At 49.4% G+C, this 13,364-nt stretch carries 12 protein-coding genes; 8 read left to right on the forward strand and 4 right to left on the reverse strand.

The window, feature by feature from the left end; genetic code table 11:
- Nucleotides 1-48 precede the first annotated feature (48 nt).
- From AM410_RS01025 to AM410_RS01035, 3 genes are all read left to right on the forward strand, one after another.
- A complete protein-coding gene (locus AM410_RS01025; RefSeq protein WP_108647383.1) occupies nt 49-3,111 on the forward strand; it encodes an autotransporter outer membrane beta-barrel domain-containing protein in 3,063 nt (1,020 codons plus the stop codon).
- Between the two features lie 255 nt (nt 3,112-3,366).
- The gene (locus AM410_RS01030; RefSeq protein WP_108647385.1) at nt 3,367-3,903 is read left to right on the forward strand and encodes a GNAT family N-acetyltransferase; all 537 of its coding nucleotides are present in this window, start codon (nt 3,367-3,369) and stop codon (nt 3,901-3,903) included.
- 137 nt (nt 3,904-4,040) lie between these two features.
- Nucleotides 4,041-4,937, forward strand: coding sequence for a PhzF family phenazine biosynthesis protein (locus AM410_RS01035; protein ID WP_108647387.1), 897 nt, complete (start codon nt 4,041-4,043; stop codon nt 4,935-4,937).
- 201 nt (nt 4,938-5,138) lie between these two features.
- On the opposite strand, the gene AM410_RS01040 is transcribed toward AM410_RS01035, so the two are convergent.
- Both AM410_RS01040 and AM410_RS01045 read right to left on the reverse strand, forming a co-directional pair.
- Entirely contained in the window at nt 5,139-6,719 is a 1,581-nt protein-coding gene (locus AM410_RS01040; RefSeq protein ID WP_108647389.1) for a phosphoethanolamine transferase, read from the reverse strand.
- 581 nt (nt 6,720-7,300) lie between these two features.
- Complete coding sequence (locus tag AM410_RS01045; RefSeq protein WP_014169010.1) at nt 7,301-7,627, reverse strand: winged helix-turn-helix transcriptional regulator; 327 nt, start codon at nt 7,625-7,627, stop codon at nt 7,301-7,303.
- 89 nt (nt 7,628-7,716) lie between these two features.
- Between AM410_RS01045 and AM410_RS01050 the strand changes: the two genes are divergently transcribed.
- Both AM410_RS01050 and AM410_RS01055 read left to right on the forward strand, forming a co-directional pair.
- Nucleotides 7,717-8,043 carry a nuclear transport factor 2 family protein gene (locus AM410_RS01050; protein ID WP_108647390.1) on the forward strand — a complete coding sequence of 109 codons (327 nt, stop codon included), beginning with the start codon at nt 7,717-7,719 and terminating at the stop codon, nt 8,041-8,043.
- Nucleotides 8,043-8,822, forward strand: coding sequence for an SDR family oxidoreductase (locus tag AM410_RS01055; protein ID WP_108647392.1), 780 nt, complete (start codon nt 8,043-8,045; stop codon nt 8,820-8,822). The genes AM410_RS01050 and AM410_RS01055 overlap by 1 nt, the downstream gene beginning before the upstream one ends.
- 332 nt (nt 8,823-9,154) lie before the next feature.
- On the opposite strand, the gene gstA is transcribed toward AM410_RS01055, so the two are convergent.
- On the reverse strand, nt 9,155-9,760 hold the full coding sequence (gene gstA, locus AM410_RS01060; RefSeq protein WP_086463071.1) for a glutathione transferase GstA: 606 nt from the start codon (nt 9,758-9,760) through the stop codon (nt 9,155-9,157).
- A gap of 128 nt (nt 9,761-9,888) precedes the next feature.
- On the opposite strand from gstA, the gene AM410_RS01065 reads away from it, so the two are divergent.
- Both AM410_RS01065 and AM410_RS01070 read left to right on the forward strand, forming a co-directional pair.
- The gene (locus tag AM410_RS01065) at nt 9,889-10,764 is read left to right on the forward strand and encodes a LysR family transcriptional regulator (protein WP_032681488.1); all 876 of its coding nucleotides are present in this window, start codon (nt 9,889-9,891) and stop codon (nt 10,762-10,764) included.
- A 268-nt stretch (nt 10,765-11,032) separates the two neighbouring features.
- Nucleotides 11,033-11,539, forward strand: a complete 507-nt coding sequence (locus tag AM410_RS01070; RefSeq protein WP_108647394.1) for an AAA family ATPase — start codon at nt 11,033-11,035, stop codon at nt 11,537-11,539.
- A gap of 76 nt (nt 11,540-11,615) precedes the next feature.
- Here the strand turns inward: AM410_RS01070 and AM410_RS01075 are convergent, their stop codons facing one another.
- Complete coding sequence (locus AM410_RS01075) at nt 11,616-12,293, reverse strand: DUF1963 domain-containing protein (RefSeq protein WP_108647395.1); 678 nt, start codon at nt 12,291-12,293, stop codon at nt 11,616-11,618.
- 319 nt (nt 12,294-12,612) lie between these two features.
- Here AM410_RS01075 and AM410_RS01080 point away from each other — a divergent pair, with 319 nt between their 5' ends.
- On the forward strand, nt 12,613-13,155 hold the full coding sequence (locus AM410_RS01080; protein ID WP_108648564.1) for a DUF3916 domain-containing protein: 543 nt from the start codon (nt 12,613-12,615) through the stop codon (nt 13,153-13,155).
- Nucleotides 13,156-13,364: the final 209 nt, after the last annotated feature.

The raw sequence follows: 13,364 nt of genomic DNA on the forward strand, positions 1-13,364 counted from the left end.
ATAAAAACGATTTTCCAGACATCATGCTAATGAGTACGGAGATAGCCCGTGAATAACTCTACATCGCATTCTTTAGCGGTTAAGACACCGCTTTCCAGACTTTACCTCGCTCTATTTTCCGCACCGCTGTTGATGCTCTCCCCTGCCGATTTCGCTCGCGCAGCGGATGCCATTTTTGACGGCGACGCGCGTGTTACCGAATCTTTAGGTTACACCGGCGATGTTTACGTCGGCCGTAACCAACGCGGGAACCTGCTGATCGATAATGGCAAAATCACTGCCTATAACATCAATATCGGTCGACTGTTCAACGGACAAATTTATGAAAGCATGGTCACGGTCCGCGGACCAAACGCTGAGCTGAACGCGGTTAACGATCAGTATATTCTGCGTGGTGGCCTGAATCTTGGCCTGGGCACCCTGCGAGTCGAAGACGGTGCGCTGGCCAGCGCGAAGGAGATCGTGGTCGGTACCACCCGTGGCTACGACAGCCACCTTATCGCTACTGGCGCCGGTTCACGCGTCGTCAGTAATTTTCTCAGCGTCGGCACTGACCTGGGTGCCCGCTCCACGCTGGCGATTGAAAACGGTGCGACGCTCAACACCACCTACGATGCCCGTATCGGCAATGGTTCCGGCCCAGATGAAACCGACAAGCTGAGCCCGAAAGCCACCGTCACGGGATCCGGTTCGCAATGGAATGTTGGCCGTACGCTCACGCTTTATGGCGATCTGGACGTGCTCAACGGCGGAGCGGTTAACGTGGGAAACATTCAGGTGGCGGGCGTCTCAGGCGCACGTAAAACCGCCGAGCTGGTTATCGCGGGCGAGGGCTCGCGTTTTACCAGTGCCAGCAGCGTTAGCGTTGGCGATTACGGCAATGGCGTACTGTCGGTCATGGACGGCGGTGCATTTTCCGCAGGCGGTAATGAGCTGGTAGTGGGGATGACGGGCTCTGGCTCGAACCGGGGCGCGCTGATAATCGGCAGCCGCGGCAATATGGACTCCGGCACCGGTTTAACGGAGCCGACGCTCGGCGCGGCGGGCGGCGCGGGCACTCTTGATGCGAAGACGGCAATCAGCCTTCGGGGTGGGTTATTCGGCAGCTATGTCTATTTCAACCATACCGACGGAAATTACGTTTTCAGCAACAAGATGAGCGGCGAAGGTGAAGTGATCAATACCTCCGGCCAGACCACGCTGAACGGCGATCTTTCAGGACTCAAGGCGAACGTGACCGCGCGCGGTGGAAAAGTCATCATTGCCAGCAATATCAACACCCAACCCGAAGACGATATTTTTGATGTGCAGACGCTTAGCGCCGAGAACGGCGGCACGCTCATCCTCAACGCGACGGCGGGATCGGAGGTCAGTAACGGACAAGGTTACAGCAGCGCCGCGTCGATCAAAGCCGGCGGCACGCTGGGCGGTAACGGCACGCTGGGCCAGACAGAGATCCTCTCCGGCGGCCATATCTCGCCCGGTGATGGCACTATCGGCACGCTGACGCTGAAACGCTACCTGAACTTTGTGGGTGAATCGTTCTATGACGTTGATATCGCCGGTGACGGCCGCAGCGATCAGTTACTGGTGTCTGGCAAAACGACCATCAGCGATCAGGCTAAAGTACAGGTTACCGCGCTGGATCCGCAGACCAGCTACAAAACGGGCCAAAGCTATCGCATTCTAACCTCCGACGGGGGAATTGACGGCCAGTTCGCCGGGGCCATCTCCAAATCCGCCTTCCTGGACGTGGCACTGAAACAGAGCACCGACGCTGTCGATCTCACCATCGCGCAGAAAGAGACCGGCGGAGAGAATCCTGGGGGTGAAAATCCGGGTGGTGAGAATCCGGGCGGCGAGAACCCTGGGGGTGAAAATCCGGGCGGCGAGAACCCTGGGGGTGAAAATCCGGGTGGTGAAAACCCTGGCGGTGAGAATCCAGGCGGCGAGAATCCAGGTGGAGAAAATCCAGGAAGCGGTAAGCCGGGTATTTTCCAGACGGTAGCCAACACCAGCAACCAGTGGAATACCGCCGGCGCGCTTTCCACACTGACACAAAACGGCCCTTCCCTGGCGCTGTATAACTCTCTGCTGGTACTCAGCGCACCGCAAGCGCGCGAGGCGTTCGACCAGCTGTCAGGTGAAGTCTACCCGTCGGTACAGTCTAACCTGATCGCCGGCAGCACTCAGCTGTTCAACGTACTGAACCAGCGCATGCAGCGCGCGTTCGATAATGACAGTCTGCCGATACCGCCGTTAGCGATGTCGCTGGTACAACAGCCGGAGCAACCAAATAACGGCGTATGGGGCCAGACCTTCAGTTCCTGGAGCAGAACGCGCGACAACGGTAACGCAGGCAAGCTGGACGGCAACACCACCGGCTTCCTGCTGGGCGCGGATCGCAAGTTGGCTGACCATAACGTACGTGTCGGGGGGTACTTTGGTTATAGCCGTGGTGATTACGACGTTGATAGCCGCCATTCATCCACGGATACCGATAACTATCACCTTGGCCTGTATGCCGCAGCGCAACAGAATGCGTTCTCACTTCGCGGCGCACTGGGTTACACCTGGCACAAGATTGAAGGCGAGCGCAACGTTGATTTCAGTGGTTTCTCGGACCGCCTGAAGTCAGATTACGACGCCAACTCGCTGCTGGCGTTTACCGAGGCGGGCTACCGTTTTGGCCAGCCGGCGATGAATGTTGAACCGTTTATCAACCTGTCCTGGATTCGACTGCATACCGACAGTTTCAGGGAAGATGGCGGTGCCGCCGCGCTGAGCGTGCGTAATGAAACGATGAACACCTTCTACTCCACGCTCGGGATGCGCGGCGTCACCGAGCTGCCGAAAAACGTTAACCTGTATGGTTCGTTGGGCTGGCAGCACGCCTACGGGGATAAAAACACCTCATCGCGGATGGCATTTGCCGGCAGTGACGCGTTCATCACCCAGGGCCAGGCCGTTGATGAGGACGTGATGGTGGGCGATATCGGCGTCAGCGTACAGCTGTCGCGCGCTGCGACGCTGGATGTCGGTTATCAGGGGCAACTCGGTCAAGACACCCGCATTAATTCGGTCAACGCTAACCTGCGCTGGTCGTTCTGATTACCCTTTTCAGCATTTATACAGGCCCGCGTACTGCGGGTCTTTTTTTGTCCGTATTCTGTCCATCGCATACTGATGTCTGGTGAGGCTGACCTGTGCCCATTGGTTAACACACCAGGGTATTCGTCGTGTGCGTTTCGCCACGACAGCACACAATCGGATCTGTCGAATTACGTCAAAACACATATATGCTTTAATCAGAGAGCATCAATTAATGAAAGACATATTCCCGTCAACACATATCAGGAGGTCTGTTTGCGAATTGAAACAACTCGATTGTGCCTTCGCCCGGTAATGGCATCAGACGTAGCGGATCTCTACAGAATTTATGGTGATCCGGCGACGAACACGTTTAACCCCGCAGGCCCCTACCCGGATATTGATCATGCAAAAACGGTTCTCAATCGCTGGCTCGCCCACTGGCAAACTCACAGCTTTGGTAGCTTCGCCATATCGCTTCTCGAATCCCCTGAAAAAATTATCGGATTTGGTGGTCTGAGCATCCGTAGCTATGGCGATTGTGTGATTAACAATCTTGGATATCGGTTATCGACAGATGCCTGGGGAAAAGGCCTGGCGACAGAATTTGCTACACGCGCAGTAAGGTATGGTTTTGATGATATGCAACTCACCGAGATCTCAGCCGTTGTCAGAGCTAACCATCTGGCATCACAGAACGTTCTTGAAAAAACGGGACTGAGATATGTCAGAGATATACATGATATTAAAGACGCACCGCCGAGCCTTTTGTATTCACTCACCTTAACGGAGTGGATGAAGAAAATCAGGTAAACATCACCTTCCGTCGTTAAGGTGAAAAATACGCATACAGGTAAATGCCAGTGGGTTATGTTTTCACGTGAGCGTATATTAAAACGACAAACTCGTTGAGTATAAATTCATTTTAAGGCACGGAAGTTGAGGTCCTGGTGAGAAGACGTTATGTGATTGCAGATGTGTTTACTGATAAACCGTTTTGCGGTAACCCGGTAGCTGTCGTTCTGGATGCAGAGGGATTGACCACTGAGCAAATGCAGCTGCTCGCGTTAGAATTTGGCTACAGTGAAACGACGTTTGTTTTACCTCCTGAAGAGCCATCACATACGGCTTGGGTACGGATTTTTACCCCGACGCGTGAAATCCCTTTCGCTGGTCATCCCAATATTGGGACTGCTTTTGTCCTGGTGTATCAGGCTGAACTGAATGGCGAATCGCTACCTGAAACGCTGATATTCGAAGAAGCCGCCGGGCGGGTACCTGTCAGGATTATCAGAGAAAATGCAAAGGTCACGGGTGCAGAGCTTCTTGTTCCGCAACCTTTATCCTGCCATTCAGAAGTCAGTCCGGAAAACGTGGCGGCCTGCCTCTCTCTTGAAGCCAGTGATATACGCACTGAAATGCATATGCCTGTCGTCGCCTCTGTTGGCCTGCCTTTTTTGATTGTCGAACTCGCGACCCGAAATGCGCTTCGCTGTTGCGTACCCAATTTGCAGGGGTTCCGGGCTATTTTGCCCCTCGACGGCGCGGTGTCCATTTACGCCTATACGCTGGAAACGGATCCTGAAGACCCGTGTGATTTGCAGGCCCGGATGTTTACGCCACGCATGACCGAAGATCCGGCAACAGGCAGCGCGACTGGCGCAGTGACAGCCCTGCTGGCCCAGCTTCGCAATAAAAAAGAGCTCTCTCTTCGCGTAAGCCAGGGCGTTGATATGGGGCGCGCCAGCATATTATTTTCAGGCTATGACGGCACTGCAGAAAGCCCGTCAGTTCGGGTAGGAGGAAAAAGCGTTATTGTCATGGAAGGCTCATTTACATTGCCCTGACGGCCGCGGTGAATGAGGTGCGGATGTCGCAATTTTTATCACACACGATGAAGATTGACTCAGAGCATAGTGTATAAATCAATGGAGAGCTGGTCATGAATATTTAGAGTACGAGCCAGTACCTCTTCAGGTCTGGCTCCCATAGTCATGAATTTTCAGTCAATCGGCAGAATAATTTTTAACCACGAATCATCGTTTCTACTACTTTATATCCGTCCAATTAAATTTCTTACCCGTTGTATCCTTAATTACAATCGGTTTTTGATAGTCCTGTAGCCACTTTTGCAAGCTAACGATATCATTTTCAACCCGATGTATTCCGAGCCATAATTCGGAAAGGGTATTCGCATCATCGGTAGACCATGGCGTATTGTAGTCTCCGATCAACTTATTCTTTCTTTCAACTTTAGGGCTATACCAAATGAAAGTTGGGACAGATAACGCTTCCCGGGGTGGATTAGCCCCCGCATGGTAATATACCACTGAACGTGAAGGGTCGCGTATTAAGGCATGGTCAGAAAAGTAAAATACAGAAGAGCGTGTATTTGAAAGTTGGCTAAAAACTTTCCCCATAACATAATCCGTGAAGCGCACAGAGTTATCATAGCAATCATCATCTTTATTTCCATCTTTAAAGAAGGAAGCATCTTTTGGGAAGCGCGCGCAGGCTGGTTCGTGGCTACCATATAGATGTAGCACAATTAATTTCTTACCAGATGTTTTCAGCGTTGATTCAAGTTCTGGGAGCAAAGAGTCATCGAACCCCTGCTCAATCCACTGATGGTGTTTGGTTTTCATAGCGATACCTGTAATCACATTATTATATGCGCCCCCTTTTCCCTGGTGGCTAAACCAGTACGTATCGTACCCGGCTTTGTTCGCTATACTAATAATATTGTCACTGTACTTAGCGGGATCTGCTTCCTGTACTGAATCAGCAGTGAGCGCAAGTGGCACAGCCATAATGGTCACTGGCGCGGGGCTAATGGCATGCTGGAACAACAGAAGATTTTTCCTTTCTGCTTCCAGTTCAGGAGTCGTGCTTCGCTCATATCCATATATGCTCATATTTGCACTGCGCTCAGACTCCCCAATAATAATTACATAATTATCAATTCCGGTATCTGATAGTGATATTGAATAGTCAGGTGTATTATTATTAATACTGGAGGCAATACTCATATCAGAGATGGCTTGCATAAAGACTGTAGCCGTGCTCAGTGGAGTTGAATTGACAACACGTTGAGCAAGGCTATCAACATTGCTTTTTCGTAATTGATGCAGTATACCCTGTACAGTATAGCCAGTTAGCAAAAGCACGAATAATATTGCAGGGTATCGCCTATACTTTAACGGCAGGGTACTTGTGCTACAGTTGATAGTTAAAACAAATAAACACAGCAACCCCATAAAAATTGCACAACTTCTCCAATAAACGCCTAACATTGAAAATGCTTCGCTACCTGTAGTATTTATTACACTTAATGCAAAACCATAGTCAAATTTAGCATTGAAGTGATTCCAGGCATACATCTGAAGAGATAAATCAGCAGCGATTAATGTTAAGGCTATAAAGCCAATAAGGTTTTTTAATATTTTGCTATTGATGCAAAGAAGTGTTAATAACAGAAAAGCAAAAACCAAGGTGCGATTAATGACCAAATTATAACGCGCACCAATAAAATTAACAATTACAACAATGGATACTGAAATTATAAAAAACGCCCCACTTAAAACAAATCTAAAATTATCATAACAAATTTTTTTAAGAGTTAATAACATTTCATAGCACCTAAACCGGCTCGGTTTTTATCCGTTTTATTTAAATATAGAAAATAGTGTGATTCTTGTTTATTATATAATCAGCTGAGCTTGATTAATTAATGCAAATATGCTCCATAAGCTCAAAGCGTTCACAGAATCAGGACGCCTTGTTTAGCTTTCTTGAGGACTTTTAGAATATGAAACGCTGCGGGTGCCAGAGTCTATAGTATGCCGGCAATCTTCGGTACTACGAGGATTAGTAGATTTCGATTTTCATACTTCGCTCTTTATCATGCTCCCTACTCCACTCAATGCGTTGTACGTCCGCATAACAGCCTATGAGCAGGGATGCGGCCATGAGGCCATATGCAAATATTCCTCCGTTTCACAATATTGCCCATTATGGGATTGGTTGTGTTCATAATTTAAACCAGACAATATATTTCATAATTGTACCTTGCATTGAATTTAGAATAAGTCGAGAAAAATAATGTCCACTCCCGGCACAAAGCGGACCGAAATAAGAGCCGCAAGGTCTGCTATCAGCAAGGAGTGAACATCAACAATTTTCGACCATAAACAAAAATGTACCCGAGCCCCTAAACCTCGCGTTTTTCTGCCCATTTCAGCATTGCATCGAGAGCCGGACACAGCGCCTGCCCCCACTCAGTGAGCCGATATTCGACTTTCGGTGGAACCTGGGGATATACCCTACGTGACACAATGCCGTCGGCCTCCAACTGTCGCAGCTGTTGTGCCAGCATCTTCTGCGAAATTTCGGGGATCAGTTTTTCAAAATCAGAATAGCGTTGCACCTTTCCGTCGAAAAGATGAAACAGAATAATGAGTTTCCAGCGACCTTCCAGCATTCGCAGAACTTGTTCCACGCCGCTTGCGGCGGTTTCAGGGCTATATAACTTACTCATAATTCAGTTGCTCACTTTTTTGTGCGTACTTGTTAATTTTACAGTCTATGTTAAAAATTCCCGTACTGTAAATAACGGGAGTAAGAGCCATGTCATTATCTCTACCGCAAGCTATTTCAACCTATTTTGCGATCGGCAATGGTGCCGATATTGCCAGCGTTAAGCGCTGTTTTACCCTCAATGCCGTCGTGTTCGATGAAGGTAAAACCCATCGGGGGCACGCGGCAATCGAAGCGTGGCAACGCGCGGCGCGGGCTGCGTTCGACTATAGCGTTCACCCCATTGAAGTTCTCACGGAAGGCGATCGGGTAATAGTCACCTCGAACGTTGTCGGTAATTTTCCCGGCAGCCCCGTGATGCTTACACATACTTTCGGCCTCGCTGGCGACAAGATTGCGACTCTGGAGATAATCTGATGCTGATGGATCTTGATTTACAGGGCAAACGTGTTCTGGTTACCGCAGGTACCAAAGGGATCGGCAAAGCAGTTGTCCACCTTTTAAAACAGCAAGGGGCTACGGTGCTAACCACCGCGCGTCACGAGCCCGCAGAATCTAGCGCAGACGCTTTCGTGGCAGCGGATCTGACCACCATCCAGGGATGTCATTTAGTCGTGGACGCCGTTCAGAAACACCTGGGCGGCGTCGATATCATCATCCACGTAGCAGGCGGTTCTACCGCTCCCGGCGGTGGGTTTGCAGCCCTTGGGGAAGAGGAATGGCAACAGGAGCTCAATCTTAATCTGTTGCCTGCGGTACGCTTAGATCGCGCGTTGTTGCCTGGGATGCTGGCGCAACAGGATGGGGTGATCATCCACGTCACCTCTATTCAGCGTGAACTGCCGTTACCGGAATCGACCACCGGATATGCGGCGGCCAAAGCGGCACTGTCGGCGTACAGCAAAAGCCTGTCGAAAGAAGTGTCCCCTAAAGGGATTCGAGTGGTGCGTGTGGCGCCTGGCTGGGTAGAAACCGAAGCATCGGTAGCAATGGCGGAACGACTTGCTCAGCAGGCAGGAACGGACTACGAGGGCGGTAAGCAGCTCATCATGAATGCACTCGGTGGAATTCCGCTGGGCCGTCCCTCAAAGCCCATCGAAGTGGCGAACCTCATCGTCTTCCTCGCGTCATCCTGTGCTGCCACTATTACCGGTACGGAATATGTGATCGATGGCGGTACTGTCCCGACGGTATAATTTTATATCTTAAACAGTGCATTATTTTGAGCCTTAACGTTTCCTCGCGACAAACGAGTGGCCAGGCGTAATGGCCGCTTAGGGTATAAAGCGGCCTGATATAAGAGCCGCAAGGTCTGACTTGAGGCAAAGATTAAGGCAAAAAGTCGCGCGGCGTTGAGTCCATAATGAAACGAAAGCAGCAGTGAATGCCGCCGGGAATGGGTTTCAGCATCTGCTCATGCTAAAGAGCAGAACGCTACGCGCAACTTCAGGCCCGCGTAGAACAAAGGGCAGACGACCTCTTTGCAGACACTCAACATGCTGTGTCCAGCAATAAGCGATTACCTACCCTACTGAGACGCTTCAGCCAGTAATGCAGCCTGTACAGCAGGTCGGGCATTTATTTTTTCCATGTACGCCGGTAGCGCTGGCCAGCGTTCCAGTCGGATTGAGAAGAATTTACACCAACCCAGCACAGTAAAAAGGTAGGCATCCGCTACGCTGAAGGATGAGCCAGTCAGATAGGTGTTTTCGTCGAGCCTCGCCTGGAGTAAATCGAACTGTCGGAAGAGCTTATCCTGAAAAATCGCTTTGATGTCCTCGGGCAGCGCGGGGTTGAACAGCGGTGCCGAGCCAGCGTGTATTTCACTAGTGATAAAGTTAAGCCATTCCTGCAGACGCACCCGAGCCCAACTGTCCGCGCGCGGTGCCAGGCCATATTCTGGTTTAAGATCGGCGAGGTACTGCACAATGGCTGGCCCCTCAGTGAGTATCTGCCCATTATCCAATTCAAGTGCAGCGACATAACCTTTAGGGTTAATGGTGCGGAAGTCGCGACCATCAGCAGTGAGCTTGCTTTTGTTGTTAACCTTCACCAGTTCAAATTCAATTTCCAGTTCGCGCAGCACAATGTGCGGTGATAACGAACAGGTATCCGGGGCGTAATAGAGTTTCATGTTGTCTCCGTTAAATGTGTAAAGCCATCGAGGAATTCGAAGCAATTCTGAACTCACTGTATTTGACGCGTATTTCGCTGTAAAATTAATGATATAGAATCTAACTATTAGCTGAGCTACTGATAATCATGATGAATCTTTTACACTGGCGCCTGCTGGTGGCCGTCGCGGATGCCGGCAACATCTCGCGCGCCGCAGAAGAGATAGGAATGACTCAGTCAGGTGCCAGCCAGGCCATCGCCCAGCTCGAAGCTTCGCTTGGATTCCCGGTATTTACGCGTGAGCGACGGTATATCGGTATTACCGCGCTGGGTGAGCAGGTTATTGAAAATGCACGAAACATGCTTTCGCAGCTGAATGCCATTCGCATACTGGCTGATAAGAGCCGAGACTTACACCGGGGGCGCATTCGCCTGGCCAGTTTTCCCTCAGTGACGTCCACATTGTTGCCAGGGCTTCTTCGCGACGTTAAGCGCCTGCATCCGGGTATTGAAATCGTTGTCCTGGAAGGATCGGACGAGGAAGTCGAGGAGTGGCTTGCCGCCGATACCGTAGAACTTGGGGTGGTCATGAATCCCGGCCCCGGGCGTGCAGAGGTTATATTAGGACAGGATGCATGGGTCGCGGTAATACCAGCGAAACATCAGCTGGCACATCATGCCAGGGCTTATGGCATAACGCTAAAGGCGCTGGCAGACCAGCCCTTTATTCTGGCGACAGGCGGATGTGTCGTTAATGGAAAAAGCCTGATGGAAATGGCTGGTTTGCAACTTTCCGATATACGCGTAACAGTACGCGACTGGATTAGCGCCTGTAAGCTGGTCGGGGAAGAGATGGGCGTCGCCCTTGTACCTGAATCAGCCCTGCCGGAGACGCTGCGCAACCTCTGCGTGGTGCCTTTGACGCCTGCTATACACCGGGAATTTGGGCTGGTTTGTTCGTCATCTGGAGCGTCTTCCGATGCAACGCAGACGCTACTTAATGCGCTACGTAAGCGAAGATGAGCCAGCAGGTGTTATTCAATGCAGCGCCTTGTTAAATGTCCGTTTCTGACACAAAGCAGCCATACTCACTGGAGTGGACATACAATGTATAAGGGAAAAAATTGCTGATTTTGCATTCAGGCCCTGTTAACTTGAATGACAATGAAAACACACTCTGTCCTATTCCATTCAATGATTATTATCACCTGTCTGACTCAGGTGGGATAACGTTCGCCATTTTCCCGCCGGTAAGGCGGGCCTTACCGGTAACAATCCAGTGAGGTAAATAATGGATATCGCTACAGTCACAACGTCAGAAAAACCCACTTTGCACTTGTTATGTGGGAAAATTGCATCAGGCAAATCCACATTGTCAGCAAAGTTAGGTGCATTACCCGGCACCATAATTGTCAGTGAAGATTATTGGCTGGCTGCCCTCTTTGCCAATGAAATGCAATCCATAGCTGATTATGTGCAGTATTCCTCAAGACTCAGAAACGCTATGAAGCCTCATCTGGTGTCGCTACTCAAAGCGGGTTTATCCGTAGTTCTGGATTTTCCGGCAAACACACAAACCAATCGTGAATGGATGATGAGCATCATTAAGGAGTCAGGTGCCAGTAACAGGCTGCATTATCTGAAAGTTACTGATGAAGTATGTAAATCCCGCTTGCGCGCCCGTAATGCAGAAGGAATGCATGAATTTACAGCCTCAGATCAACAATTTGAAACCATAACGCGCTTTTTCGCAGAGCCAACGGCTGATGAAGGGTTTGATATTATTGAATACAGCTGAATTTACCTTTCTGCACAAAGCGGACCGGCATAAGAGCCGCAAGGTCCGCTGTGAGCGATGAGAGGACGTTGAGTTCCTAGTAAAACTGACATGAAAACGTCCAGAGTCCCTCTGGGGATTTGTGAAAGTAGCCGATACCATTGTCCGCCCACATCCAGTTTACTTTTTCTTCTGACCCCACTTGAAAGACAAAATCTTGAATCCCCACACTATGTTGTATCTCCATTGGATATCCTCCAACCTTGGTTCCCCTGTACCGGTTAAAACCATCATAGAATCTATCACTTGCATCCTCATCATCGTTTACGTCAGACAAGTCAATAATATCCCAAGCATCCTCCCATCCCGGAGCATCATCATTGACACTCACCCACCGAACCGGAAATGCTCGATATGGAGTGTTAATTGCAGGCAATAACTCAAGCCCATCAAGGGTGGCGTATTCTCGTATTAGCCACCCCTCGCCATGAGGTTTATCAAATGGATGGCTTTCCATATTATGATAAAGCACTAAGAGCGCGATCCCCTTCAGTTGTTCAGGAATCACGGGAAGCTCATCTACGCGAATCTGGAGAAGCGGAAACATCGGCTGCCCCTTCCAAACTGGCAACCCTTCACCTGGAAGAGCGACTCCTTTTAAAAACCAGGATGTAATTGGGTCTGCTGTAGGGCGGAAACCACCGACTTGTGCCACCGATGCAGTACGTAATTTGGATCTGAGTTCTTCTAAAACTAACGCACTCTGGGATTTCATAATTGCATCCTTGCGTATGCCCATACTCTTGGATTCTGAAATAGAGAAGTTTTTATTATATATCGTAATTATTACACAACAGACCTAAATATTTCTGTGCTTCCTCTTCAGAATAGTAACGGAGGTCCGCTCCTGGCACGGAGCAGACAGACTAGCTGGCTGTCCGGTCTGCTATGAGCGACAAGCGGACATAATTTCTCGCAAACCGATTGTGGTGCGTTAAATTACATGGATAACGATAAACTGAACAAATTAGGATAGAATGCTTTGTATAGGGACACAACTCGAACTGTTTGACGAGCTAAAAAGTAAACTATTCATGAGTAGACGACTTAATAGAGACTATCGAACCAAAATCAGAAATATTCCCCGACGCCTAAAAGCTCTTAACCGTTGGGCTAGTACTTTTCACAACCCTGAACGTAGCATTTTCTCAGAAGATGAGCATTACTGGAATTTCAAAATTCCAGTAGACATTAATATTGTTGAGGGGAAATGCAGCACGCTTAAAACCAAAGCGGCTTGTGCGCAAGCTTTAATTAATGCATGTTCAAACCTCATAACGGCTACTGCTGGTATGAATTACAGTCCTCGAATTACCGCTGTCGTATGTCTTCCTGATATGTTTACAAGTGAGGTCTGTCTTTATCGATCCGAAGAATACTTTCAAGGGTTTATAACTGAAGGTCGTTCTGAAAATGGCGCTTCGGCTTTGATCAAAGATCGTAGCCTTGCAGCTGAGTGGGGACTCGTTCTTCCCGCTAACATACAAGAAATTGGTATCACTCTCGAATATTATGGAAGTGAGGACCGTGATGAGTGGTTTACGGGAGAGCGCTGGTATTATGGTCAGGTGACTTAAGGGAATTGCTTTCATTTGATTAAAAATAATGCACTTATAAAAAGGGATACTACTTATGTCTAACGTCTGCTTATGGCACAAAGCGGACCGACATAAAAGCCGTACGATCACCTACGAGCGAGGAGCGGAAGTGACCTAAATTTATCATGGTCATGAGATTCAGTCTGAAGCAAGGTGAAGAATGTCCGATAAATCGATGTGCGAGATAG

The sequence above is a fragment of the Enterobacter cloacae complex sp. FDA-CDC-AR_0164 genome, from assembly GCF_003071645.1.
Taxonomy (GTDB): Bacteria; Pseudomonadota; Gammaproteobacteria; order Enterobacterales; family Enterobacteriaceae; genus Enterobacter; species Enterobacter ludwigii.

What these genes read in the sequence shown, in the direction of transcription:
- AM410_RS01055 (WP_108647392.1), top strand. Translation starts at nt 8,043, where the DNA reads ATGCTGATGGATCTTGATTTACAGGGCAAACGTGTTCTGGTTACCGCA.
- AM410_RS01040 (WP_108647389.1), bottom strand. Translation starts at nt 6,719, where the DNA reads ATGTTATTAACTCTTAAAAAAATTTGTTATGATAATTTTAGATTTGTT.
- AM410_RS01065 (WP_032681488.1), top strand. Translation starts at nt 9,889, where the DNA reads ATGATGAATCTTTTACACTGGCGCCTGCTGGTGGCCGTCGCGGATGCC.
- AM410_RS01070 (WP_108647394.1), top strand. Translation starts at nt 11,033, where the DNA reads ATGGATATCGCTACAGTCACAACGTCAGAAAAACCCACTTTGCACTTG.
- AM410_RS01050 (WP_108647390.1), top strand. Translation starts at nt 7,717, where the DNA reads ATGTCATTATCTCTACCGCAAGCTATTTCAACCTATTTTGCGATCGGC.
- AM410_RS01075 (WP_108647395.1), bottom strand. Translation starts at nt 12,293, where the DNA reads ATGAAATCCCAGAGTGCGTTAGTTTTAGAAGAACTCAGATCCAAATTA.
- gstA (WP_086463071.1), bottom strand. Translation starts at nt 9,760, where the DNA reads ATGAAACTCTATTACGCCCCGGATACCTGTTCGTTATCACCGCACATT.
- AM410_RS01080 (WP_108648564.1), top strand. Translation starts at nt 12,613, where the DNA reads ATGAGTAGACGACTTAATAGAGACTATCGAACCAAAATCAGAAATATT.
- AM410_RS01045 (WP_014169010.1), bottom strand. Translation starts at nt 7,627, where the DNA reads ATGAGTAAGTTATATAGCCCTGAAACCGCCGCAAGCGGCGTGGAACAA.